Source organism: Undibacterium sp. CCC3.4, from assembly GCF_034347425.1.
In the GTDB taxonomy this organism is placed as follows: Bacteria; Pseudomonadota; Gammaproteobacteria; order Burkholderiales; family Burkholderiaceae_D; genus Undibacterium.
In genome coordinates, this window is sequence record NZ_CP133779.1 from 4,385,791 (window position 1) to 4,411,745 (window position 25,955).

Sequence of the window (25,955 nt, forward strand, 5' to 3'; positions counted from 1 at the left end):
TATTGCTTACGGATGCTCGATTAAAAATGCCGTCAGTGCTGAGCGCAGATGTTCTAATTCGGCACTGAGATCGGCCAGCAGTGCGGCGACATCGCTGAAGTCGCTTTGCTTACCGCGGTTTTCCAGCACTTGTGCCAGGCTTTCCATCGGCTGCGCTTGGAAATTGCCGACCACGCCTTTCATTGTATGTGCCGAACGGTGCAAGAGTTCGGCATCATGGCTGGCGATGGCATCGGCTAACTCGCTGATGTACTGATCGCACACATCGAGAAATGACTGGCCGATAATTTTAACGATTTCTTCGTCGGCACCGAGCAGGGCTTGGCGATAGTCGAAGTCTCGGTCGTGCAGCGCGCCGGGTAGCGCGGGAATAGGGGGCGATGTCAGCATGGTAATCTCAGGAACAGGTTTTGTTTGGTATCGGTTGAGCAAGGTTTGCAAGACTTCGGCTTTGAGCGGTTTGGATACGTAATGATCCATTCCGGCGGCGAGACAGCGTTCGAGATCACCGGGCATGGCGTTGGCTGTCATGGCGATAATCGGAATATGGCCGCCACTGGCCAGTTCGGCCGTGCGTATCTGTTTGGTCGCCTCGATGCCACCCATGCCTGGCATTTGCATGTCCATGAGGATGATATCAAAACTCTGCTGCTGGAATTGTTCAATCGCTTGCAAACCGTTTTCAGCAATCGTTGCACTATGCTGCCACTTGCGCAACAAGGACAGCACTAATTTTTGATTGATCAGATTATCTTCGGCGACGAGGATGCGCAGCGGCGCGTAGTTGTACCCCGGCTCTGAGCGCACGATATCGGCTTGGCGCGACGGTGGTTGGCGACCGGAACAGATCGCCACGATGGCGGCAAATAACTCGGCTTGACTGACCGGCTTGTTGATGTAATCGTAAATGCCAGCGGCACGACACCTACGCGCATCTTCACGCGAACCGGCCGAAGACAGCATAAGCGTTTTCTTCAATACCGAAGGATAATTTTTCTCCAGTATCGCTGCCAGTTCAAAACCATCGGCCTCAGGCATACAGACATCGAGCAGCATGACATCATATGGGTGCCAGGCGGCGGCGCGCGCTTCGATGTGCTTCAATGCTGCCGCCGCGGAATCGACGACGTCGACCTGCATGTGCCAATTTTTGAGTGTCGCGGAAAAAAACAAGCGATTGACTGCGTTGTCATCGACGATCAGCGCGCTCAAGCCGCTGAGATCAAGCAGCGTTGACTGCTGAGCTGGGGCTAAGCCGACACCTAAGCCTATGGTGAAGTAAAAACAGCTGCCACGCCCCAACTCACTGTCGACTTCGAGCAAGCCTTGCATGCTCTGCACCAACCGCGAGGAAATACTCAGGCCTAAGCCGGTACCGCCGTATTTACGGGTGGTCGAGGCATCGGCTTGACTGAAGGCTTGGAAGATACTGAGCTGTTTGTCGGCTGCGATGCCGATGCCCTCGTCGCTGACCGAAAAATACACATCGACCACGTCTTCGGCTTGGCGCACCTGTTGTACCTCAAGAACAATCGCGCCACTGCGACTGAATTTAATCGCGTTGCCGATCAAATTATTGAGTACTTGACGCAAACGACCGGGATCGCCCGTCAGCGTCTGCGGCAAATTGACATCGATTTGATAGACCAGTTCTATACCTTTTTCACTGGCTTTAATGGCCAGCGATTTCAAGGTAGAGACGATCAGTTCACGCAGGGAAAAATCGATTTGTTCGAGCACCACGTTACCCGATTCGATTTTAGAAAAATCGAGGATGTCATTGATAATACTCAGCAGCGATTGCGCCGATGAGCGCACCAGATCGAGGTATTCGCGCTGCTCACCGGAGAGTCGGGTATCGAGCGCGAGTTCGGTCATGCCGATGATGCCGTTCATCGGCGTGCGAATTTCATGGCTCATGGTGGCCAAAAATTCGCTCTTGGCCAGATTGGCTGCTTCGGCCTCTTCCTTGGCATGAATCAGCGCCGCTTCGACCACTTGACGGGCACTGATGTCGCGGCAGGAGCCATAAATGCTGCCATCAGGCAAGAGTGAAGCATTTAATTCGACCGGAACCAGTTCGCCGTTTTTCTTCACCAAGCTCATCGTACTCTGCAGCGCTTTGTCGTCGAGTATCTGAAATAGGAAATTATTGCGCGCCCAGTGTCTTTGCTTCTCTGGTAATAAATCGTAAATCGAGTGACCGAGCAATTCTTCGCGTTGATAACCGAGCATGTCCAACACCAAGTCGTTAACATAGACCCAGCACTCATCGACGCCGGCTACAAATACCGCATCGGCGGCGTTATCAAGCAGCATTCTTTGTTTGTTTTCGCTGGCGCGCAAGGCCTTGTCGGCATCGATACGAGCGGAAATATCTTGAAATGCCGCTACTGATCCGAGGATGCGACCATTTTCTATGATGGGTGAAACCACCAAGGAGACCGGAACTAATTGGCCCATCTTATTTTGGAAGCATTCATTATCGGAGCGGAAAATCTCACCGCTGCGGGTGGCATGTAAAATACTGCATTCGTGGTCAGCAATCGGACTGCCGTCAGCCGCAAGCGCGTGAATCGCATCATGGAGTGGCCGACCGACCAATTCATCACCACGATAACCGAGAATTTTTTCCGCTTCCGGATTGAGAAAGGTGCAGATTCCCTCGGCATCAAGGGTATACACGCCTTCACCGAGGGTGTTCATGACGTTTTGCAACAAGACTTGACTGGCTTCAATTTTTTCGCGCAGCAAGAATTGCTCGGTGATATTGGTACGAATCGAGATATATTGATAGGGCTTTCCATCCGTATCGAGGAAAGGTACGATGGTGGCGTTGGTCCAATACAGCACCCCGCTTTTGCTGGCATTGCGTATTTCGCCATGCCACACTTCTCCGCCGGCGATACGGCCCCACATGTCGGCAAAAAATTCTGCTGAATGAAAACCGGAATTGACGATACGGTGGTTTTGCCCCACCAATTCAGCTGCGCTGTATTCACTGATACGACAAAATTTTTCATTGGCATAAATCAACATGCCATGGGCATCGGTGATACTGACGATGGCATGTTGATCGAGGGCAAACTGCTGTTTTTCCACCGCGGCCAAGGCTTGTTGCAACTCAGCGCGGGTGCCGAGCAGCTCGCTGACGAGGCCAGCCAATACTTGACTGAGGCTTTCGAGACTGCTGTCATCATCGAGATGCTTACCCAATTGCGCCAGTACTTGGTTGGTGGCATGCCTGAGGGTTTGCATGACTTGCTTACGCTGTTCCGCGTCGGAACGCAGGGAAGCATTGGCTAATCCCAGCTCTTCCGAGCTCAGTTCCAGGCTCAGCTTGCCAAGTGCGAGATCGCGATCAGACTGCAGATAAGCATCATCGACTTGCCCTATGAAGCCGCGCCAGCCTTGCAAGGCCAAGCGCGCCGTCGGGCTGATGTCAGCGCCCAGCGCTAAGTGCTCCATTTCGTCCAGCAAGGCCAACATCTGCTGCTCCGATTGCACGCCAAACAGGCGCTTGCATTGACGCAGCAACAATTTGTGTTTCATTCAGCACGCTCAGCCAAGCAGGTAATGGTCATGGTTTGATTATGCAAACGGCTGGTTTCAAGCTTATATCCGGGGCAGACTTCGCCGTTGGAATAAAAGCCGCATAACAGGGTGTGTGCGCCGAGAATGTCTTGTACTGCCTCGACTTCTTCATCGATACGCCCGCCCATCACGAGCTTGCGGCCGACGCAACTGACCAGCAAGCCTAAGCGAGCACCTTGGACTGGCGGTAAGTGTTCAATACTGGCCTGGGCCGCGACTTCGGCACCGTCGACCAGGTCATCGGTATGCGCATGCATGAGCCGTAAATAGCCGTCCGGGTTGATGTCACCGGCCAGTATCAGGCTGCCGTCGGTTTCGTTGATCCCGAGGATAGTGCGTATCTGCCCCAAGGATTCGCGCAAATCGCTGAGCATTTCGAATGGAAACAGCAGACCGGAACCGGGCAGATCACTGGCGTAATCACCGAGGTAGCGTTGGTAAATTTCCAGCGCCGGCTTTCCGTCGAGCTCATAGAGGATGTTATCGATGCATTTGGTGACTTTACGCGCCGGCCCGAAGGGCTTCCAACCGCCGAAGCTGCCGTGTGAGAAAACCAGTCGTTCGCCATACAGGCCGACTGCCACGATGCTGGTACTGGAGACGCCGTGCGGTGACAGCGTGTAGGTTTTACTGAACAAACCATCATCGCCGGCCAAACCGCCGGTAATCGGCATGCTGCTGCCAAGTACGCCAGTCAAACCATCGATGAGTGCGCTGCCATTGATGTCAACGCCTTGCCCGAACAACAGCACCGCGCCCAACTCTGGTCCGGCCAATTGCTTGGCCAAGGCTAAGCCGGCCAGTTCGGAATCCTGCATGGCAGACAATTCGGTGCTGACGACCCGCAGTGTCACCGCTTCAAAATGCACCGCCGTGATGACACTCGACTGTTGCGTCACGCCTTGCGCAGAGATTTCACCGGCGGTGCTGCAGCCAACGATTTGCGCCTGCGGAAAATATTTTTGCAGTTCGGGAAAAAATTCGGTACTGCTGGCGTGCTCTATCGAGGCAAACACCAAAATTAACTGCGGCTCGATCAGATTGAGCTCAAGCAGCGCGGCCGCATCAAGCGTAAGGCTATGGCATACAGTTTGTGCAATTTTCATCAGCGGCTCCGAGGATGATGGTCTGTGTTCAAAAATCCCATTCCGAACCGAATTTCTTCAGTTCATTGGTATCTTCGGCATATTGCGCTTTGATTGCGAGAATTTGTTCCCAGCCAGCCTCGAATGCCGCAATGCATGCCGGATCAAAATGCTGCCCGGCTCCATCGAACAAAAAGGTGCGTGCCGTTTCGATGTCCCAGGCGGCTTTATAGGGGCGCTCGGAAGTCAGGGCATCGAAGACATCGGCCACCGCGACGATACGCGCAAACAAGGGAATATCTTCACCAGCCAGACTGTTCGGATAGCCGCTGCCATCGAATTTCTCATGATGAGCGAGCGCGATGAGCGCGCCGGCACTGAGCATTTCAGAAGAACTGCCGGCTAAAATGTCATAGCCGAGCTGTGCATGGCGCTTCATGACGGTGAATTCTTCTACTGTCAATTTACCGGGTTTGAGCAAGATATTGTCGGGAATGCCGACTTTACCGATGTCATGCATCGGTGCTGCTTCGAGCAATAATTGCTGATCAGCAAGCGACAAACCCAGATGTTCGGCGATGATGCGTGAATAATTGGCCATACGCACGATGTGCGCACCGGTTTCAGGGTCACGCGAGTCGGCAGCTTTAGACAGACGTAGAATGGTTTCTTTTTCGCGCGCGCGGATTTCTTGGGTGGCTTTTTTTACTTCCACATCCAGCCAACTGGCACGGTCTTCCAGAAAACGCTGGCCTTTTCGCAAAGCCAGCATATTTTTGGTTCTTGCCAAGAATTCGATTTTATCTATGGGCTTGATCAGGAAGTCATTGGCACCGGCGTCAAGCGCCTGGTAACGCAATTCCAATTCGCTGTTGGCGGTGATCATCAAGACCGGAATATCGCGACAACCATCGAGCGTACGGAAACGTCGAATGAATTCGATACCATTCATGGTCGGCATCATATAGTCGACCATGACCAGATCAGGCACCTCTTGCTCGCACCAAGTTAAGGCGAGATGCGGGTCGATGAAACTGACGGATTGGCAATGCTCTATTTTTTTCAGTAAAAGACAGAGCAGCGTAATATTAATTTGGGCATCATCAATGACCAATACCTTCATCTGCATCGAACATCCTCTCGAGTTGAGCCTACCAGCAAAGCACTGCTGCATCAGGCACACGCGTCCTGCTCCGGCGGCGAACGAAACCGTTCAAGCTGTTTTGAAGTGTAGCGTATTTTCCGTGAACGATAAACTAAGAATAACAATATTTAAAGATTGCTATGCCGTCGCAACTTGAGGAGTAGCAATAATGCCACACGGAAACTGTGCGCTGAATTGACTACCGACATCGGGAGTCGATTCAATCAGCAGTTGTGCGCTATGCCGTAACAAGACATGCTTGACGATGGCCAAGCCCAAGCCGGTTCCTTGGGTTTCACGCGAACGACTCTTATCGACTCGGTAAAAGCGCTCGGTTAAGCGGGAGATATGGTTGGGACTGATACCGATGCCATTATCGCGCACACTGAATTTCGGTCCCGCTTCGGTCATTTGCCAGAGTAATTGTATCTGCCCGTGCTCAGGGGTATAGCGGATGGCATTGGTTACCAAATTGGTCAGGGCGCTGCGGATTTCATCGGTACTGCCGCGGATATCGGGGCCGTCGCATTCGAGTGTGATCTGATGCCGACCGGCCGAAAGCGCGTGCGCTTCTTGCATGATTTGTTCAAGTAAAGCACGCATATTGACGACTTCGGCGCGCAACAGGTGATCCATCGATTCGAGTCGCGTCAGGGTCAGCATATCTTCAACCAAACGCTGCATGCGCTCGCCTTGCTCCGACATCAGTTTGAGATGGGCGTTACGGGTGGGGACGTCGAGATCGGCTTGCAGTGATGCAATTTCCAAAAAACCATTGATCACCGTCAACGGGGTACGCAATTCATGTGAAGCATTAGCGATGAAATCACGTCGCATCATATCGATGCGTTCGGATTCGGTGACATCATGGGTGACCAAAATCTGGCGCCGGTTTTCGAACGGGATGATGTGGGCGATCAGTTTGCGGTCGCGGAAAGACAGGGTTAACGGCGTTTCATAGCGACCAAGGATGATGTAATCCATGAATTGCGGACTGCGCACCAAATTGGTAACGCGCATGCCTTTGTCTTGGCTCAAGCTCAGTCCGAGATGGCGTTCGGCCGCCGGATTACACCATTCCAAAAATAAGACATCATCCATGATGACCACGCCATCTGGCAGCAAGGTCATGGCTTGGCGAAAGCGTGCCAGCCATTCGGTCAGTTCAGCCTGACTTTTTTCATCGCCGCGTCGCAGTTTGTAGAGGCGCGAAAAAATATCGGTCCAGGCCCCCCAGCCATCGGGCAGACGTGCGCTGCTCGGATGATCGAGCCATTCAGCCAGCCTTTGCAAATAAAACAGTTGAACCAGTACCAACACCAACATTGCCAGCATACCGACGATCAGACCAGCGGTCACACCCCAGAAATAACAGGAAAATACGGTGGCGAGCAGCACCAACAGGATGCGAACCGAATTGGAAATCCAAAAGACCAGACGTTGAGACATGTAAAATCCTGCGCGGTTGATGAGGTGGCACAATACAGCTGTGGACTGACAATGCGCCGCGCTGGCCGCCGATCTTAAGCAGAACAGCGATCAGCGATATTTATTTTTCAGACAACATGTAACCGACACTGCGTACGGTTTGGATCAAACCTTCCGCTGTTTTTAATACTTTGCGTAAGCGTAGCACATGGACATCGACGGTACGCTCTTCAATGACGACGTGGTCACCCCATACTTTATCGAGCAACTGGCTGCGCGAGAACACGCGCTCGGGATGGGCCATGAAAAATTTCAGTAATTTGTATTCGGCGTGGCCAATATCGACTTTCAAACCATCGATCTTCACCGTGCAACTGACCGGATCGAGCACTACCGGGCCGGCCTGCAAGGCGGTTTGTGCATGCTCCGGGCTCTTGCGGCGTAACAAGGCTTTGATCCGTGCGGTCAGTTCGCGCGGCGAAAATGGTTTGGTGATGTAATCGTCGGCGCCATGATCGAGGCCGGCGATTTTATCTTCTTCCATGCTTTTCGCCGTCAACATGATGACGGGAATTTCATTGAACTGGCGATCCGAGCGTATTTTTGACAGCAAGCGCAAACCGCTTTGATCCGGCAGCATCCAATCGAGCAGGATTAATTGCGGCGTGCGGCGTTGAACAAAATCCCAGGCGTCGGCGGTATTGTTGACGGCGAAGGTGTTCCAGCCTGCCGCGCGCAGCGTAAAACTGACGAGCTCGACGATGGCCGGCTCATCTTCTACGATCAATATTGTGGTATCAGCAGCCATTGTCTCTTATAAACTCTTTTTATCCTGTTTGCTCGTAACGTAATCCGAATGCCGAATGTCTTTACCTTCGACGATATAGATCGTGTATTCAGCGATATTTTTGGCATGGTCGCCGACCCGTTCAATCGCTTTGGCAACCCACAGCGTATTGAGCGAGGAGGAAATCGTGCTCGGATCTTCCATCATGAAGGTGATCAGATTGCGCATGATGGAACGGAAATCGTTGTCGATCAATTCGTCATGGGCGATCAATTGCACCGCCTTGGCTTCGTCTTGACGAGCGAAGGCATCGAGTGACTGATGCAACATGTCGGCGACGCTGCTGGCCAGCACCCGCACGGTTTCATAACCGCTGAACATCGGTGTGCCACGGCGGTTCGCATTGGCATCTCTGGCGATGCGGGCAATTTTGGTCGATTCGTCGCCGATCCGTTCGAGGTCGGTGATCACTTTACCGGTGGCCATGACGGTACGTAAATCGTTGGCGGCTGGCTGACGTTTGACGATCAAATGGCTGCACATATCGTCGAGCAACACTTCGAGGCGGTTGACTTCGAGGTCAGATTGAATCACCGCTTCGGCTTGGTCGACGTTACCGGTACGAAAGCACGACATGGCATCATGGAAATGACTTTCCACCAAGCCGCCCATCAGCAAAACCTTGGAACGTATCGTTTCGAGGTCCATATCATACTGTTTTGAAGAATGTTCGCCTGTCACTGGGATCTCCCTGAATGTTGTGGGGCCGCGCGCGGCGCGGCCGATTTAGTATCAGCCGAAACGGCCAGTAATGTAGTCTTGTGTTTCTTTCTTCACCGGATTCATGAAGATATGATCGGTTTCACCGAATTCGACCAATTCACCAAGATACATGTAAGCGGTATAGTCGGAGCAACGGGCCGCTTGCTGCATATTGTGTGTGACGATGGCAATCGTGTACTCTTCTTTGAGTTCACTGATCAATTCTTCGATTTTCACGGTGGAAATCGGATCAAGTGCCGAGGTCGGTTCGTCCAGCAATAAAATTTCCGGTTTCACCGACACGCCACGGGCAATACACAAACGCTGTTGCTGACCACCAGACAAGCTCAAACCACTTTTATTAAGCTTGTCTTTGACTTCGGTCCAGATAGCCGCTTTACGCAGCGCCCATTCAACCCGTTCGTCCATCTCGCCTTTGGAGAGATTTTCATACAACCTGACACCGAAGGCGATATTGTCATACACCGACATTGGAAACGGCGTCGGCTTCTGAAATACCATGCCTACTTTGGCACGTAACAAATTGATATCTTGATCGGCATCGAGGATATTCTTGCCGTTATAGATAATGCTGCCTTCAGCGCGCTGGCCCGGATATAAATCATACATACGGTTAAGCGTACGCAGCAGCGTCGACTTACCACAGCCGGATGGACCGATGAAGGCGGTGACTTTTTTGTCGTAAATATTTAAATGAATATCACGCAAACTGCGTGTGGCACCGTAAAAGAAATTCAAGCCGCTGATGGCGATCGCGGTTTTTTGTGTTTGCTCGTTTGAAGTCGTCATAAAGTACCTGAATTAAACTGCCCCCGCCCATGCCGGGTAAAATCGTTCACACCCGAACTGACGGGTGTGAAGTCGAATGATTATTAATGATTTACTTTTTGATTGAAGATGGTGCGAGACAAAATATTCAATCCGAGCACACTGAGGGTGATCAGCAAAGCGCCGCCCCAAGCCAGGTCACGCCAATTGTCATACGGACTCATGGCAAACTGGTAAATCACCACCGGCAGATTGGCCATCGGTTTGTTCATATTGCCGTTGAAGAATTGGTTGTTCAAGGCGGTAAACAATAATGGTGCGGTCTCGCCGGAAATTCTGGCCACGGCCAACAAGATACCGGTCATGACGCCAGCCTTCACCGCACGTAAGCGTATCAGCAAGGCGACCTTCCAACGCGGTGCCCCGAGTGCGAAGGCCGCTTCACGCAAGCTCGCCGGTACCAGACCGAGCATATTATCAGTGGTGCGTACTACCACCGGAATGGCGATCAGCGAGATGGCGATACTGCCAGCCCAACCGGAGAAATGGCGCACGTTGGCGACATAGATCGCGTACACAAACAAGCCGATAACGATCGATGGTGCCGACAACATGATGTCGGTGACGAAGCGGGTAATACTGCCGAACCAGCTCTTATCGCCATACTCGGCCAGATAAATACCGGCCAAAATACCGATCGGTGTCGAGATCAGGGTGGCACTGCCAACCATCATGAAGCTACCGACGATGGCATTCATCAAGCCGCCGCCGTCACTACCCGGGGCCGGGGTCGACTCGGTCAACATGTTGAGGTTGATGGCAGAGAAACCCTTGATCAGCAGGGTGAACAAGATCCACATCAAAAATACCAAACCGACCGCCATCGCCATCGATGACAGAAAGATTCCCAGACGGTGCACCATCAAACGGCGGCGGTAGACCGGATTGGCCGCACTGATGCTGATAGAATTTTGCATTATTTCGTTCCTTCTTTGCGACTCAGGCCGAGCAACATCAGTTTGGCAGCCGAGAGGACGATGAATGTGATGACGAACAAGATCAAGCCAAGCAAGAACAGCGAGGACACATGGAGTGTGGTTTCGGCTTCGGCGAATTCATTGGCCAAGGTCGACGCGATACTGTTACCGGCGGAGAACAAGGACCAAGATAAGCGGTGGGCATTACCGATAACGAAGGTGATGGCCATGGTTTCGCCGAGTGCGCGACCGAGGCCGAGCATGACGCCACCGACTACACCGATTTTCGTATACGGTAAAACAATCTTGCGCACCACTTCCCATTTGGTGCAACCGAGGCCGTAGGCCGACTCTTTCAGTACCGGCGGCACGACTTCGAACACATCGCGCATCACCGAAGTAATGAAAGGAATGATCATGATGGCGAGGATGATGCCGGCGGCCAAAATACCGATGCCTATCATCGGACCCGAAAACAAAATGCCGACGATGGGCAACTGCCCCAACGTCGCGTGCAAGGCCGGTTGGACGTAGTCGGCAAACAGCGGGGCAAACACAAACAAACCCCACATGCCGTAAATAATACTGGGCACACCGGCCAATAATTCTATCGAGGTGCCGAGCGGGCGCTTGAGCCAAGCCGGGCAAATTTCGGTGAGAAACAAGGCGATCCCGAAACTGATGGGGAAAGCGATCAATAAGGCGATGATCGAGGTAGCGAGCGTACCGACAATGGCGATCAAACCACCGTATTTGTCATTGACCGGGTCCCACTCTACCGTGGTGACGAAGGCCAAGCCGAATTCGCGCATGGCCGGCAGGGCGTTGACGAATAAGGAAAAAATAATGCCTAACAAGACAATCAACACCAAGGCAGCGAAGCTCAGTGTGAGTTTATGAAAAAAGAAATCTTGCCAGCGCTGGCGGCGCATGACGAGCGCCATCTTGGCATCACTGAGCTTGGCAGCGAACGGAAAAGGAAGGGCTTCAGGCATAGCAATGGATGCGGTCATAATGACGGATGGGGTATTGGCGGGCATATGTGCTTTTCAGCAAAAGGCCGAAAACACGAGGTTTTCGGCCTGACAAACAGGTTACATCAATAAATTAATGATGCAACAATTGGAAAGTTACCAAACAGCTTTACCGGAAGCATCCTTGATTTTTGCTTTCCAGTTATCTTCGATCAGTTTCACTACCGGTACTGGCAATGCGACGTAATCGAGGTCAGCAGCCATAGCGCCACCGTTTTTATATGCCCAGTCAAAGAATTTCAACACTTCTTTACCTTGCACGCCATCAGCTTGGGCTTTGTGCATGAGGATGAAGGAAGCGCCAGTGATAGGCCAAGTGGCTTTACCCGGTTGGTTAGTCAAAACCAAGTACATGCCCGGTGCTTTGGACCAGTCGGCATTGGCAGCAGCAGCCTTGAAATTCGCATCATCCGGCTCAACAAATTGGCCATCTGCATTTTTCAGCATGGTGTAGACCATTTTGTTTTTCTTGACGTAGGCGTATTCCACATAGCCGATCGAGTTTTTAATGCGCTGTACGTTGGCGGCGACGCCTTCGTTACCCTTGCCACCCAAACCAACCGGCCATTTGACGGCAGTCGAAGAACCGACCGAAGCTTTGAAGTCGGCATTGACTTTGCTCAGGTAATCAGTCCAGAGGAAGGTTGTGCCGGAACCGTCGGAACGGTGAACGACCGTGATTTCTTCGTCCGGCAATTTGATGCCAGGGTTGAGTGCGACGATTTCCGGCGCATTCCATTTGAGAATTTTGCCAGAATAAATGCCAGCCAAGACATCGCCAGTCATTTTCATCGTACCAGGAGCAACGCCCGCCAGGTTGACGATAGGTACGACGCCGCCGATAATGGCTGGAAACTGCGTCAAACCTTCAGCATCGAGCTCTTCAAGCTTCAGGGGCATGTCAGAGGCACCGAAATCGACTGTATGTGCTTTGATTTGCTTGATACCGCCGCCAGAACCGATCGATTGGTAATTGAGGCCAATGCCGGTAGCTTTTTTGTAGGCTTCGGCCCATTTGGCGTAAATTGGGTACGGGAAGGTCGCGCCGGCACCGGTAATATCAGTAGCATGGGCTAACGAAAAACAAAACGCCATACTGGCCGCTGCGATCAGGGATTTCACAATACGAGATTTAGACATGTTCACCTCAGGGTTAAAATAAGTTGCTTTCCACGTGAATGCACTCTACAAGTCAATTGTGACAGGATCATGACGACTTGAAATATACTTGAAATATTTAATTTTTGACCACTTTTCTGTCATAAACTTGTCATGTTGCTCAACTAGAATAAGGTCGTACACTTATGTGGGCCTTCATGACATGCAAAAAACTATGCCAAATCCAGAAGTCATCAGCAATACAGCTGAAGTCAGCGAAACCCAGCCAAGCGAGAATGTTGAAAACAAAGTGATCATCAAAGCGGCCAAACGCAGTCCGCCTCAAAAAACCTTGAAAGAGGTGGTCAAAGAGTTGCCACGCTCGGTGATTTTTCTCGATCGTGAAATGTCACAGATCGCTTTCAACTGGCGGGTACTGGCACAAGCCGAGGATAAAAGCATTCCGCTGCTCGAGCGGCTCAAGTACTTGTGTATCGTTGGCAGTAATGTTGATGAATTTTTTGAGGTGCGCGTCGCCAGCCTGCTGGCACAGAATACGGTCGATGGCGAATTGGTCGAGCACGCCAGCTTTCAAGCTATGCTCAAACGGATCAGCGACGAATGCCATCAACTGGTACAGCGCCAGTACGAATTATTAAATCAAGACATCCTGCCGCAACTGTCTAAAAAAGGCATACATCTGCTGCGTCATACCGACCGCACCGAAGAACAGCGCGCTTGGGTGAAGAGTTATTTTGACCGCGAGGTGCGCCCGCTGCTCACGCCTATCGGCCTCGATCCGGCCCATCCATTCCCGCAAGTGGTGAATAAGAGTTTGAATTTCATCGTCTCCTTGGCCGGCAAAGATGCTTTCGGTCGCGGTACGGCGATCGCCATCGTTAAAGCACCGCGCGTCCTGCCGCGTATCATTCGCTTGCCCGATGAGATTTCCCCTAAGGGGCTGTCGTTCTGTTTACTGTCCTCCATCATTCACGCGCACATTGGCGATCTGTTCAATGGTCGCGAAGTGATCAATTACTCGCAATTTCGCGTCACACGTGACAGCGATTTATGGGTTGATGAAGAAGAAGTGAAAAATCTGCGCCAAGCCTTGCAAGGCGAGTTGCAGACCAGGCAGTTCGGCGCAGCGGTGCGTCTTGAGGTAGCGAAAAATTGCCCGGAAGATTTAGCGCGCTTTTTGCTGGAGCAATTCAATCTGACGCCCGATCGTTTATATCCGGTCGATGGCCCGGTCAACATGGTGCGCTTGGGTGAGCTGGTCGACCACGTCAAGCAAGCCAATTTACGCTTCCCCCCCTTCTCCCCCAAAGCCATCGCCAAGTACGCGCATGCCGATGTCTTCAGCGTGTTGCGCAAGCAAGATATTCTGTTACACCATCCGTTTCAGCCGTTTCAAACCGTGATCGACTTCATTCGCTCGGCCTCGCTCGATCCGGCTGTGGTCGCGATCAAGCAGACGATTTACCGTACCGGTATGAATTCCGATCTGATGGAGTCGCTGATCACGGCGGCCCGACTCGGTAAGGAAGTCACGGTGGTGGTGGAGTTGATGGCGCGCTTTGATGAGGAAGCCAATATCAATTGGGCCGATAAGTTACAACGCGCCGGTGCCCAAGTGGTATACGGTGTGGTCGGATTAAAAACCCATGCCAAGTTGGCACTGGTGATACGCCGCGAAGAAAACGGTATCTTGCGCCACTACGCCCATCTTGGTACCGGTAACTACCATCCGTCGACCACGCGCTTTTATACCGATTTCGGCTTACTCACGGCGCATCCCGGTATGGCCGCCGAAGTCAGCGAAGTGTTCATTCACTTGACTGGTCTGAATAAACCGAAAAAACTCGAGTATCTGTGGCTGGCACCGTTTGCGCTGCAACCGCAGATCATCAAGGCGATACGCAATGAAGCGCGTATCGCCCGCGAGGGACGGCCTGGTCGCATCATCGCAAAAATGAATGCCTTGCTGGATGAATCGGTGATTCGCGCTTTATATGCGGCCTCGGCCGATGGCGTGAAGATCGATCTGATCATTCGCGGCGCCTGTGCGCTGCGCCCCGGTGTTGCTGGTTTATCAGAAAATATTCGCGTGCGCTCGGTGATCGGTCGCTTCCTCGAACACAGCCGAATTTATTACTTCCGCAACGATCTGGCGCATGATATGTATCTGGCCAGTGCAGACTGGATGAGCCGGAATCTGTTCCGTCGCATCGAAGTCGCCTTTCCGGTGCTGGAAAAATCGCTCAAGAAACGCATCCTGTCGGAAGGATTGGAGCCGTACTTGAAAGACAATGTCAATGCCTGGGTGCTCGATTCAGATGGCAATTACGAACGTAAAAAAGCCCGTCAGAGCGCTGGAAAACAAAGCTTGTTCTGTGCCCAGCAATATTTGATGCAACAATTAGGTTCCCTGTCGGCACCGGAGAGCGATTGATGGATTTAATACTATGGCGTCATGCCGAAGCTGAATTGGCCGGTATAGGCATGTCTGATGCGGCGCGCAAATTGACTGGCAAGGGTATCAAACAAGCCGCTAAGATGGCACTGTGGCTAGACAGTACCCTGCCCGACACTTGCCGCGTCTTGGTCAGCCCGGCGCTACGCACACGAGACACCGCCGAGGCGCTGGCTGCGCGTGGGAGAAAAATCAAACTAGTCAATGAATTACAAGTCGACAGCAGTCCGCTGCAGGCACTGGAAGCGGCCAACTGGCCAAACAGCCGTGAACCGGTGCTGCTGGTGGGGCACCAACCTTACTTAGGTCAGATCGTCAGTTTCTTGCTGCACATGCCTATGCATGAGGTGGCGATTAAAAAGGGAAATATTTGGTGGATTTCACAGAAACAAGATGAAGATGGCAGCAGCAAGATTTATCTGAAAGCCGTGATGGCACCGGAATTAGTGCTGAAATAATGTGTGCAGCAAGCGCTGCCCGAACTCATACCGCCAGCGTATCGAGTTCATCAGCGGCGCTGTGCAACTGAGTTTGCGGCGCGTGCACGATATCATGCCAAGTCACGAGACTCAACTTGCCATGAGCATCTTCGACCAAGGCTGAAAGACTCTCGACCCAATCACCGTCATTACAATACAAAATGCCGTTGATATCGCGAATTTCCGGCTTATGTATGTGACCGCAAATGATGCCATCTACCCCTTTACGACGCGCTTCATCAGCCAAAGCGTCTTCAAACTGCGTGATATAACTGACCGCATTTTTGACTTTCAACTTCAGGTACTGCGACAAAGACCAGTAAGGTAAACCGGCGCGGGCGCGCCAATTATTGAAGATTTGGTTGAATTTTAAAATCACGGTGTAGAGGTTATCACCGAGGTAGGCAATCCATTTAGCACAAGAAATGACGGCATCGAAACGATCGCCGTGCAATACCAACATGCGCCGACCATCGACGGTCGTGTGCACGAGCTCGTCACGAACTTGAATGCCACCGAAATCGAGATCGATGAATTGACGTATCGACTCATCGTGATTGCCCGGTACAAAAATCACATTCGTACCCTTTTTGGCTTTCTTGAGTACCGTCTGCACCACGTTGTTATGGGTTTGATCCCAATACCAGCGCCGCTTGAGTTGCCAGCCGTCGATGATATCGCCGACCAAATATAAAGTCTCGGAGTCGGTCGCGCGTAAAAACTCCAGCAGTTTGGCGGCCTGGCAGCCACTGGTTCCCAGATGCAGATCAGAAATCCAAATCGTACGAAAGCGCATCACTTCGCGCTTGCCGGTCTTGTGTAATTTCTTGTTCAGAAAGTGCTCGGCCGCGCTCATTGTCTTCATTCCACCGTACCGTAATGGCGCGCATAACGATCATCCAAATTCGCCAGCGGCAGCATGACGAACAGATCGGCACAATGAAAATCAGGATCCCAAGCCGGATCACCACAAACCCAGGCACCGGCACGCAAGTAACCTTTCAGCAGCGGTGGGATGCGTGCCGTGACATTGCTGATATCGATGTCTTCAACTGGGAATGGTAATAATGGTGCCACCCGATATTCGATCGGGCAGAAATCACGCTCACTGAGGCCACGATAAATCGCCGCCGCATTTTGGCCACCATCGGTGAGGCTGATGCTGGCGCAACCGATCAGGTGCGAGCAGCGTTCACGCCGCATATAAGCGGCCAAGCCTGCCCACAACAGCATGATGACGGCACCGCTGCGGTAGTCGGGATGAATACAAGCGCGCCCGGCTTCGGCCACGCTGTTGCGCACATTATGCAGGCGCGATAAATCAAATTCGGATTCGGAGTAGTAACGACCGAGCTCACGCGCGGCATTCGGTCCCAAGATACGGTAGGTACCGACCACCTTGAGAGTTTTGGTGTCACGTACGATCAGGTGATCGCAATGCGCATCAAATTCGTCTTTGTCGAGCCCATCAGGATTGGCCAGCGCCGACAAGCCCATGCTTTCAATGAATACCTTGTAGCGCAAGCGCTGAACTTCCTTGACTTCCTTGGCCGTCGTAGCCAGGCTGAGATTGAGTTTGGAAAAGCTCGGATTAGCATCCGCGGGTATGGTCAGTAATCGCATTCATCGTCCTTGGTAAATTTTTGTCCGTGCGCACCCACACTGTAAAGAAAGCTCCCGGTTCGGCTACACCGATCGAATTAACGTCCCGGGCGGTTTCAATACGAAGCAGGATAAAGGAGGATTACTTCAAGACGATGACAGGCCGATGTCGCCACGATGACAGATGAAAAAACAACAGCCTCCCGAGCCAGGGCTGGCCAGGGAGGCTGAAAGCGGAACATCAAAGTGCGTCGGCTTATTTTTCTTTCTTCGGTCGACCGGCCTTGAGCGGCGCAAGTTCGGCGATCATTTTTTTCAAAGTCGCTACCTCAGTGGCATGCAACAAGGCCAAGCCAATGCGCAGCAATTGACTTTTCTTGACCTCGACACCAGCCTTCAAACAGGCCTTTTTCACCAAGCCGAGCACGGCATACTCGGCTTCGGGCATGGTGAAGCTGTCGCGTACCAGTTTTGCTTTACGCGGTTTTTCCAGGGCGGCCGGGGCCGGTTTCGCCACGGCTCTGACACTGAGCGGTTTTTGTGCCGGCTTACTCGGTGTCGCTGGTTTTGACTGCGGTTTTGCTGCGGCCGTTGGCTTGAGCGCAGATTTGGCAACGAGCTTCGCGACCGGCTTGGTGGCAAGCGGTTTTTTGCGGGCCGGTGCAGCGGCTTTTTTCAGCGCTGCTGCCGGTGCCACCGCCGCACTCGGTACAACGACTGCCGGCGCGGCAGCGGGGTCTTGCTTCTTAGTTGTGACAGTTGCCATTTCGGCCTCCCATTTTAAAAAGGTAAATTATATAAACAATATGCCGACAAAGAATAATAAGCAAGCATAAAGCCTGCAGATGACAGGCTGATTACCAATTTGCACCGCTGCGTGATTGCCGCAAGGCATGAGATAATCGCGCCGAATCGAATTATCCCACCTACCGCTTACCTATCCACTATGCCAAACATCATGACACGTCTGAGCTATTTTCTCTCTCTACTGGCATTGCTGCCACTCGCCGCTAGCGCCGTGGAAATTCAAGGTGCCGGCTCCTCGGCCGCCGCACCACTGTACCAAAAATGGGCCCAGGCCTACACCAAAAACAACAGTGATCAGCTCAATTATGAACCGGCCGGGTCCTCGGCCGGGATTAAGAAAATCAAAGAAAATCAAGTTGATTTCGGTGCCAGCGATGTTGCCATGTCGCGTGCAGACTTAAAAAAAGCCAAGTTGATTCAATTTCCTTCTGCTATTTCCGGCGTGGTCATCGCGATCAATGTACCCGGCATACGATCGGGCGAATTGCGCCTCGACGGGACGGTGCTGGCAGCAATTTTCTCCGGCACCATCACGAGCTGGAATGACGCCGCCATTGCTGCACTCAACCCTGGCCTGCGCTTACCGGCAAAGAGTATTGCGGCATTTGTCCGTCAAGACGGTTCCGGGACAACGTGGAATTTCACCGATTATCTGTGCAAAATCAGCCCGCAATGGCAAACCAAGTTCGGCAAAAATTTTACCATCGCTTGGAATAGCAGTCTGAGCCAAGTTAAAGGCAGCAGCAACATATCGGCCAGCCTGAGAAAAACTTCCTATAGTATTGCCTATATCGATTACAACTATGTGGTGCAAGATAAATTGGATGTGGCGCAGTTACAAAACCGTGAGGGCAAGTTTTTAACACCGTCGCCAGAAGGATTTTCTACCGCCTTGACAGCCAGCAGCTGGAAAACGCAAGGGAATTTTGAAGAAACGCTGACAGACAAACCGGGTGCCAAATCTTGGCCGATCACCATGGGTACTTTCATCCTCATGCAACAAGCCGCCAGCCAAGTGGAAAAATCACGCGCGACCCTGAAGTTTTTCACTTGGGCCTTCATGCAGGGTGATCACTACGTCAACAGCGTCGACTTGGTGCGCTTACCTGATAGCATGCAAGCGCGCGTGTTCAAGGAAATGACCACGGTCACCGATGCCAGCGGCAAACCGCTGAGCTGGGATATTCAATCGACGGCACCTTAACAGATCAATCGGCCGGAGCTGTGCGATACGGATTGACCTCGGACGCGCTCACCGGCCCGCCCTGGTTACCCCAACTGCCGCGCACATAGCTGAGCAGCGCGGCGATGTCGGCATCGCTGAGCTGCGGGCCGAATGGTGGCATGCTGTACGGCCGCGGATTGCCGACTGTCAGCGGAGTAAAGCCACCATTGAGGACGATACGGACAGGATTACCGATATGCGCAGACTGCAGCGCGCGGTTACCGGCCAAGGCAGGATAAATGCCGGCTACACCGCTGCCGCTGGCACCATGACAATCGAGGCAATGGTCGGTATACAATTTTTCGCCTTGCTGCATGATTAATGTGAGCCGGGTTGGCGACAGCGGCGGCCGCGCCAAGGCGCGCTCGAGCAGGTCGGGTGCCGGTACCTCGCTGCGTGGCAAGGCCTGCAGATAACTGAGCATGGCAGCGCGGTCGGCGTCATTCAAATACTGTAAACTCTCAATCATTACCTCACTCATCGGTCCGCTCATCACACTGGCTTTGCCTATGCCGGTTTGTAACAGGCGCGTCGCCTCAGCCTTCGTCAGTACGCCCAGGTGCGCTTGCGCCGGGTCGAACAATGAGGGCGCATACCAACGTGAGATCGGCATCTCGGCACCGCTGAAATCGGCCGTGCCGCGATTGGCCCCCAAACTATTGCGCGGGCTGTGGCAAGCGCTGCAATGCCCGAGGCCATTGACCAGATAAGCCCCGCGCTTGAAGGCCGGCGTGGCAGCAGGTTCGGCGACAAACACTTGTGCTTGAAAATACCAAGCGCGCCACAGCGCCAATAAGCGCCGCTCACTATACGGAAAACGCAACTGATGCGGTAGGCGTGGTGTCGCCACTGCTGTCACCGTCTGCAGGTAAGCAAACAGGGCATCGGCGTCGCTGCGCGTGATCTGAGTGTAATTCGGATAAGGAAAGGCTGGGTACAGTAAGCTGCCATCACGCGACTTACCAAAATGCAGAGCCTGCCAAAAATCGCCGGCACTCCAACTGCCTATGCCATTGCGCAGGTCTGGCGTGATGTTCGGCGTACTGAATTGACCGAATTCACTGGCGATCAAACGACCACCGGCATAGGCACTGCCACCGCGCGCGGTATGACAGCCTTGGCAGTTGCCGATGCGTGCCAAATACGCGCCGCGCTGTTGTTGTTCGATTAATGCCTTACCACTGAGCAAGGCCGGCGAAGCCGACACCGCTGCCGTGACATAGCCGAATTGATAAGCCCAGACGCATAGCAAGAAGACGGCGGCCAGCAAACTCGCCGCGATGATGATCAAGCGGCGTTTCATTTCCTGTCCTTCTCGGTATAGGCAACGCTGCCGCAGTGCAGCGGCATGAGGAAATCAGCTTGAGCGCTGCCCGCCTGCGCCTGCGCTGGTACAACTTGCGTGGACAACCAGGCTGACACGGCACCGATATCGCTCGCGCTCAGGCGCGCGGCAAGCACTTGCATGCAATCGGGGGCTTGGGCATGCCGACTGCCGGTTTGCCAGGCACCGAGCTGGGCCACCAAGTAATCGCGCGGCAAACCGATCAGGCCGGGAATGAAGGGTGCCACCCCGGTCATGGTGGAACCATGGCAAGCTATGCAAGCCGGCAAATGCCGTTGCGGATCACCTTGATGCACCAAGATACGGCCACGTTCCAACACGGCCGTCGACACCGCGGGCGCGGGCGGTGGCGCGAATGGCGGATGCTGGGCGGAAAAAAATTGGGCGATTTCCAGCAAATACGCATCACTCATCTGCGCCACCAGCGCGTTCATCAAAGGATAGAGTCGCTTGCCGTCACGAAAATTAGTCAATTGATTATATAAATAGCCATCCGGCTTACCAGCGATGCGCGGATAGTAGCCGTCGCTGCCGGCTCGTCCTTGCGAACCATGGCAGGCGGTGCAGGCCTTGAGCCGCTGTGCCATACTGTCGGGAACTTGTTGCGCCGCCAACAGCGGCGCAACAAATAAGAGCGGCAAGAGGGAAAAGAACGCGCGCAGCGCATTATCAGGGCGTAGTCGGTCGGCCAGAAAGCGCAATGTGTACCGCAACATTGTTGCCCTTAATCAGGGAAGAAAGCGTATAGCTTAACAGCTTGCCGAAAAATACAGTGGCGCATTTTTTTTGCACGGATACACGCTCAAAGCGCACGGGATGCTTGACTTCTGCATGCTTTTTCCGAAGCACTTTGCCGCAGTGCACGAGCACTGGCGACTGTAGGCATTTTATTTTCAAAAAATGCATACAAACCTTGTCAAGAAGTGCTAAGCCGAGGATAATTCGGCGCTCGCGTCTCTATGGAAGCATGGATTACATCTGCGCTTCGCCAGTAGGACCCAGTTTGAGCAAGATGACAGCACCGCCCTTATCGGCATCGCCCGCTTTCACCAGTGGGCTAGTGGACAGCTGAATTCCACTAGTATCATCCGTGTAAGCAGTTGATCAGAAAATCAGATCGTCAACAGCCTGTCGCCATTGCCATTGCCATACACTAATGACAAGCCTTTGTTGTCGCACTTGATTTTGTTACATGAAAAATAGTTTAACTGACTCACCTATTTCTGCTCCGAAAACAGGCTCGACACTCACTTTAGGTAAGAAAAACCTGTCGCTGAATCGTCCTGCGGTGACGCCTGTCGACGCTAGTGACACCAGCGCATCGGCTAGTGTCGAGCACGACGAGAGCGATGCCGCCAACGCGGCAACGCCAACCATGGTTGTCACCAAGCGCCGCTCGCGTTTGCAAGCGGTGTCGGCAGAAGCGATGATCGCACCGGTAAAAACCCTGACTGCGGAAGATATTGAGGCGCTCAGCGCCCTGCCCTATGCGCCAGATGAGCTCAGTGCCGAGGCCGCGAACTTGAGTGGGGATGATGACGTCACCGCGGCCGACAGCAACACTGCCAGCGAACAAAGAGCCGAAGTCAAAACAGAAATTCGCGCTGATTTGAAAGCGGAATTACAAACTCTGTCAGGTGCCGATATCGCCAAACCGCGCGCGGTGGTAATACGGAAAACGGCGCCTAAGTTGGCCAAAAAATTATTACTCTCGGATCAGCCGCATACCGCGGTACCCGTATTAAAACGCGAAGCGCGTATCGGTTCCGGCAAATTTGCCGCCGCCGCACCGGTGACCACGCTCAAGCCGGTGATCGTCAACGACAAGCTGCGCAGCAGTGTGCCGCCAGCCGCCAGTGTACGGCCAGTCACGCTCGGCATAAGTAGCGTGACGGCGATGCCGACAGCGTTGCCGGCGGCGCTGACACCGACAGCCGCGCTGGTCGCAGCAGTTGCACCGATGGCGGCCGCAGTCGAGTTGTCAGCGGTAAAAGCCGCAGCAGTCGCAACAGTCGCTTTTGCCGCCGTCGACACCTCGCAGTACGTCATGCCTGGCAGTAAAGAGCCGGCCAAGCGCGGTCGCAAGCCCAGCGAATTCCAATTTGAAAACGATGAAATCCAAGCGCTTAACGCCGCCGAATCGGCTGAAATGAAGCGCGCGGCCCGAGTTCGCACGAAAAAACCGGGTGTCGCAGCCAATAGCGAAGAGCAACTGGAACAATACCGCAAGCAGTTAACCAAGCTGATACGTCTGGGTAAAGACCGTACTTATCTCACGCACGCAGAAATCAATGATCACCTGCCGGAAGAAGTCGCTGATCAGGAAATGATTCAAGATGTGATCAGCACGCTCAATGACATGGGTATAGCGGTATATGACAGCGCGCCCGATGCCGCTATGCTGCTGCTGACCGATAATGTCGCCACGGCCGTCAGCGATGATGAAGCTGAGTCGGTGGCAGCGGCAGCCTTGGCGACGGTCGATTCCGATTTCGGTCGTACCACCGACCCGGTGCGCATGTATATGCGCGAAATGGGTGGTGTCGAACTATTGACACGTAGCGGCGAAATTGAGATTGCCAAGCGAATTGAAGATGGCTTGAAAGATATGGTTCAGGCGATTTCAGCCTGCCCTGGTACGATCAAAGAAATTCTCGTCATCGCTGCCAAAATTGCCAGCGATGAAGTCGGTATCGACGATATTATCGATGGCTTGCTGAGCGGCGACGACCAGAATGCTCTGCCACTCATCAACGAAGTCGAAGAAGCCGACGAAGAAGACGATGAGGATGCTGCGGCCCATGTCGGCGGCATCAGCGATGAACAATTATTACAATTGAAAGCGGCTTCGCTGCAAAAATTTGCCGTGGTTGCGCAAAGTTTTGAGATCATGCAAGCGGCGCGCGCGCGCGATGGTTATCAATGCGCCGAGTATGCCCAAGCCCAGCAAGCGATTGCTCGCGAACTGCAGGGTCTGCGCTTCACCGTGAAAACGGCGGAAAAGTTGTGCGATACCTTGCGCAAACAAATGAAAGATTTGCGCGCCAACGAAAAGCAAATGCTCGAATTGCTGGTCAATAAATGCGGTATGCCACGCAATTATTTCATCGATATGTTACGTACCCATGCGACCAACACCAGTTGGCTCGAACATGAGATGCAATCGACACAGCCGTATGCCGCCGCCGTAGCACGTCATATCCATGCGGCCCGCGAGTTACAGCAAAAATTCATTCAGCTTGAATTGAGCGTGGAATTGCCTTTGGCTGCGCTGCGCGACATTAATAAACAAATGATCGCCGGTGAAAAGCGTTCCGGCGAAGCGAAACGCGCGATGACCGAGGCCAACCTGCGCCTGGTCATTTCGATTGCGAAGAAGTATGTCAACCGTGGTTTGCAATTCCTTGATCTTATACAAGAAGGCAATATCGGTTTGCTCAAAGCCGTCGATAAATTCGAATATCGGCGCGGTTATAAATTCTCTACCTATGCTACTTGGTGGATACGTCAGGCTATCGCCCGCGCGATTGCCGACCAAGCGCGCACCATCCGTGTGCCGGTGCATATGATAGAAACCATCAATAAGATGAACCGGGTGCGCCGCCAATTGTTGCAAGCCAGTGGTGTCGAACCGGAACCGGCAGCGATTGCCGAAAAAATGGGCCTGCCCGAAGTGAAAGTGCGCGAAATTTTGAAAATCGCCAAAGAACCGGTCTCGCTCGATGTGCCTATCGGTGACGATGGCGACTCGCAGCTCGGCGACTTCATCGAAGACAGCATGACCATGTCGCCGATGGCAGCGGCGATGCAAGCCTCGGTACAGCAAAAACTCAAAGAAGCACTCGATACGCTGAGCCCACGCGAAGCCAAAGTGTTACGCATGCGCTTTGGTCTGGAAACGACCAGTGAATTCACGCTCGAAGAAGTCGGCAAGCAGTTTGAAGTCACACGCGAACGGATTCGTCAGATCGAAGCCAAGGCGATGAAAAAACTGCGCCACCCGGGCAAAGCCGATCATCTCAAGAGCTTAATGGAAAGTCAGTAAGGGCAGCTGTCCAGAAATTTGGCAGCAGACAGCAGCACTTGCATGGACTTGCAAGTGCTCTTTTTTTGCGCGTCGCGTATTGGCTCAGGCGAGTAAGAACGACAAAAACATATCTACCTGTTCCAGTCGCGCAGCCAAACTGCCTTGCACCAGTACATGGGCGATCTCGCGTTGCTCCAGCAAGGCCAGCAATTGCTCATGAATTTGCTGCCGCACGGCGGGCGATTCGCGTTGCAAACCATCGGCCACCCATGGCGTATCGGGGGCAGTGACGAGGGTCAGCGCATAGCGTTTGGCGTGGTCTGCGGCCAAGCCCAGCAGAGCCGGCTCAGCACTGCCAAAATAATGTTCACTGTAGAGTGCGGTCATCAACGGCGTCGTATCGCAAAACAGCCAATTTTGAGCTTGCTCGGCGAGTGCATCTTCGCGCGCGAGCTGGGTCGCGGCGATGCCTATCTGTTCTTCGGCGCGCGGTACACGGCCATGCAGATCGACGAATTCACGTAAATATTCCGGCACCCAGAGTGTGTTGAATTGTTTCGCCAGCGCTTCGGCCAGCATCGACTTGCCCGATGATTCGGCACCGACGATAGCAATTTTCGGCAGACTCACGCCACGCTTCATACTGTTTGACATACCCGACTCCAAGAGCGCCAGCCGACCACAGCCAAAATAACGAAAATCGCATACAGCACGGCGGTCAGCAGTAAATTTTTATAGATATATAAGCCGACATAGAGCACGTCGACCACGATCCAGACTTGCCAGTTCTCGATTTTTTTACGCGATAACAGTACTTGCCCCAGCAAGCTGCCGGCAGTCAGAAAGCCATCGACATGCGGCACATCGGTGTCGGTGTAGGCAGCGAGAAAGCGCGCCAGCACAAAAAATGCCAGCCCCCAGCTGAGCAGCGCCAGCCAGCGTGCGCCCAGCGCCAAGCGCGTCACCGCAATCCGCTCAGCGACGCCGCGCCGCCAACTGACCCAGCCCCACAAAGAAACCGCAATAAACACGGCCTGCAAGCCCATGTCACCGTACAATCGAGCAGCGAAAAACACCCAGGCATACAGGGCGGAAGAAATGATGGAAAATAACCAGGCCCAGTGAATTTGCCGGATATTGAAGGCCACCGTGACGAGCGCGAGAAAAAAGGATAACAGTTCGAGCAAACTGGTGCTCAAACCGAACAAGTTGATGGGATCGTTCATGGGAAGGCGCTGATGGGAGTTGCCCGCATTATCGACCAATCATCGCTCGCTGTCATCCCGGCGTAGCAAA

21 protein-coding genes are annotated in these 25,955 nt (G+C 53.1%); 4 read left to right on the plus strand and 17 right to left on the minus strand.

The features are described 5' to 3' along the window. Positions 1 to 6 precede the first annotated feature (6 nt). The 10 genes from RHM61_RS19360 to pstS (RHM61_RS19405) form a co-directional block, all read right to left on the minus strand. Complete coding sequence (locus tag RHM61_RS19360) at positions 7 to 3,552, minus strand: response regulator (RefSeq protein ID WP_322248943.1); 3,546 nt, start codon at positions 3,550 to 3,552, stop codon at positions 7 to 9. Then, positions 3,549 to 4,700, minus strand: coding sequence for an FIST signal transduction protein (locus RHM61_RS19365; RefSeq protein ID WP_322248944.1), 1,152 nt, complete (start codon positions 4,698 to 4,700; stop codon positions 3,549 to 3,551). Before RHM61_RS19365 ends, RHM61_RS19360 begins: the two co-directional genes overlap by 4 nt. Positions 4,701 to 4,728: 28 nt before the next feature. Then, complete coding sequence (locus RHM61_RS19370; RefSeq protein ID WP_322248945.1) at positions 4,729 to 5,808, minus strand: HD domain-containing phosphohydrolase; 1,080 nt, start codon at positions 5,806 to 5,808, stop codon at positions 4,729 to 4,731. A 153-nt stretch (positions 5,809 to 5,961) separates the two neighbouring features. Then, on the minus strand, positions 5,962 to 7,272 hold the full coding sequence (gene phoR / locus RHM61_RS19375; RefSeq protein ID WP_322248946.1) for a phosphate regulon sensor histidine kinase PhoR: 1,311 nt from the start codon (positions 7,270 to 7,272) through the stop codon (positions 5,962 to 5,964). Positions 7,273 to 7,372: 100 nt separating this feature from the next. Further along, complete coding sequence (phoB, locus tag RHM61_RS19380) at positions 7,373 to 8,059, minus strand: phosphate regulon transcriptional regulator PhoB (protein ID WP_322248947.1); 687 nt, start codon at positions 8,057 to 8,059, stop codon at positions 7,373 to 7,375. Positions 8,060 to 8,065: 6 nt separating this feature from the next. Next, complete coding sequence (gene phoU, locus RHM61_RS19385) at positions 8,066 to 8,779, minus strand: phosphate signaling complex protein PhoU (protein ID WP_322248948.1); 714 nt, start codon at positions 8,777 to 8,779, stop codon at positions 8,066 to 8,068. A gap of 51 nt (positions 8,780 to 8,830) precedes the next feature. After that, entirely contained in the window at positions 8,831 to 9,610 is a 780-nt protein-coding gene (gene pstB / locus RHM61_RS19390) for a phosphate ABC transporter ATP-binding protein PstB (protein WP_322248949.1), read from the minus strand. An 83-nt stretch (positions 9,611 to 9,693) separates the two neighbouring features. Beyond that, the gene (gene pstA / locus RHM61_RS19395; protein WP_322248950.1) at positions 9,694 to 10,566 is read right to left on the minus strand and encodes a phosphate ABC transporter permease PstA; all 873 of its coding nucleotides are present in this window, start codon (positions 10,564 to 10,566) and stop codon (positions 9,694 to 9,696) included. After that, a complete protein-coding gene (gene pstC / locus RHM61_RS19400; protein WP_322251139.1) occupies positions 10,566 to 11,510 on the minus strand; it encodes a phosphate ABC transporter permease subunit PstC in 945 nt (314 codons plus the stop codon). Before pstC ends, pstA begins: the two co-directional genes overlap by 1 nt. Positions 11,511 to 11,696: 186 nt before the next feature. Next, a complete protein-coding gene (pstS, locus tag RHM61_RS19405) occupies positions 11,697 to 12,740 on the minus strand; it encodes a phosphate ABC transporter substrate-binding protein PstS (protein WP_323493236.1) in 1,044 nt (347 codons plus the stop codon). Between the two features lie 364 nt (positions 12,741 to 13,104). On the opposite strand from pstS (RHM61_RS19405), the gene ppk1 reads away from it, so the two are divergent. Together ppk1 and RHM61_RS19415 are read left to right on the plus strand one after the other, a co-directional pair. Next, complete coding sequence (gene ppk1, locus RHM61_RS19410; RefSeq protein WP_322251141.1) at positions 13,105 to 15,153, plus strand: polyphosphate kinase 1; 2,049 nt, start codon at positions 13,105 to 13,107, stop codon at positions 15,151 to 15,153. Then, positions 15,153 to 15,632 (plus strand): SixA phosphatase family protein, encoded by a 480-nt coding sequence (locus tag RHM61_RS19415; RefSeq protein WP_322248951.1) that lies wholly within the window; start codon positions 15,153 to 15,155, stop codon positions 15,630 to 15,632. Before ppk1 ends, RHM61_RS19415 begins: the two co-directional genes overlap by 1 nt. A gap of 25 nt (positions 15,633 to 15,657) precedes the next feature. Here RHM61_RS19415 and RHM61_RS19420 read toward each other — a convergent pair whose 3' ends face one another. From RHM61_RS19420 to RHM61_RS19430, 3 genes are all read right to left on the minus strand, one after another. After that, complete coding sequence (locus tag RHM61_RS19420; RefSeq protein ID WP_416200198.1) at positions 15,658 to 16,518, minus strand: UDP-2,3-diacylglucosamine diphosphatase; 861 nt, start codon at positions 16,516 to 16,518, stop codon at positions 15,658 to 15,660. Next, positions 16,515 to 17,276, minus strand: a complete 762-nt coding sequence (locus RHM61_RS19425) for a GNAT family N-acetyltransferase (RefSeq protein WP_322248952.1) — start codon at positions 17,274 to 17,276, stop codon at positions 16,515 to 16,517. The genes RHM61_RS19420 and RHM61_RS19425 overlap by 4 nt, the downstream gene beginning before the upstream one ends. A gap of 235 nt (positions 17,277 to 17,511) precedes the next feature. Further along, entirely contained in the window at positions 17,512 to 18,021 is a 510-nt protein-coding gene (locus RHM61_RS19430) for a hypothetical protein (RefSeq protein ID WP_322248953.1), read from the minus strand. A gap of 192 nt (positions 18,022 to 18,213) precedes the next feature. On the opposite strand from RHM61_RS19430, the gene pstS (RHM61_RS19435) reads away from it, so the two are divergent. Continuing rightward, on the plus strand, positions 18,214 to 19,266 hold the full coding sequence (gene pstS, locus RHM61_RS19435; RefSeq protein WP_322248954.1) for a phosphate ABC transporter substrate-binding protein PstS: 1,053 nt from the start codon (positions 18,214 to 18,216) through the stop codon (positions 19,264 to 19,266). A 4-nt stretch (positions 19,267 to 19,270) separates the two neighbouring features. Here pstS (RHM61_RS19435) and RHM61_RS19440 read toward each other — a convergent pair whose 3' ends face one another. Both RHM61_RS19440 and RHM61_RS19445 read right to left on the minus strand, forming a co-directional pair. Then, the gene (locus RHM61_RS19440) at positions 19,271 to 20,590 is read right to left on the minus strand and encodes a cytochrome c (RefSeq protein WP_322248955.1); all 1,320 of its coding nucleotides are present in this window, start codon (positions 20,588 to 20,590) and stop codon (positions 19,271 to 19,273) included. Beyond that, on the minus strand, positions 20,587 to 21,345 hold the full coding sequence (locus RHM61_RS19445; protein ID WP_416200199.1) for a c-type cytochrome: 759 nt from the start codon (positions 21,343 to 21,345) through the stop codon (positions 20,587 to 20,589). The genes RHM61_RS19440 and RHM61_RS19445 overlap by 4 nt, the downstream gene beginning before the upstream one ends. A gap of 479 nt (positions 21,346 to 21,824) precedes the next feature. On the opposite strand from RHM61_RS19445, the gene rpoD reads away from it, so the two are divergent. Then, positions 21,825 to 24,677 (plus strand): RNA polymerase sigma factor RpoD, encoded by a 2,853-nt coding sequence (rpoD, locus tag RHM61_RS19450; RefSeq protein ID WP_322248956.1) that lies wholly within the window; start codon positions 21,825 to 21,827, stop codon positions 24,675 to 24,677. An 84-nt stretch (positions 24,678 to 24,761) separates the two neighbouring features. Here rpoD and RHM61_RS19455 read toward each other — a convergent pair whose 3' ends face one another. After that, on the minus strand, positions 24,762 to 25,313 hold the full coding sequence (locus tag RHM61_RS19455) for an ATP-binding protein (protein ID WP_322248957.1): 552 nt from the start codon (positions 25,311 to 25,313) through the stop codon (positions 24,762 to 24,764). Continuing rightward, complete coding sequence (gene pnuC / locus RHM61_RS19460; protein ID WP_322248958.1) at positions 25,298 to 25,885, minus strand: nicotinamide riboside transporter PnuC; 588 nt, start codon at positions 25,883 to 25,885, stop codon at positions 25,298 to 25,300. The genes RHM61_RS19455 and pnuC overlap by 16 nt, the downstream gene beginning before the upstream one ends. Positions 25,886 to 25,955 lie beyond the last annotated feature (70 nt).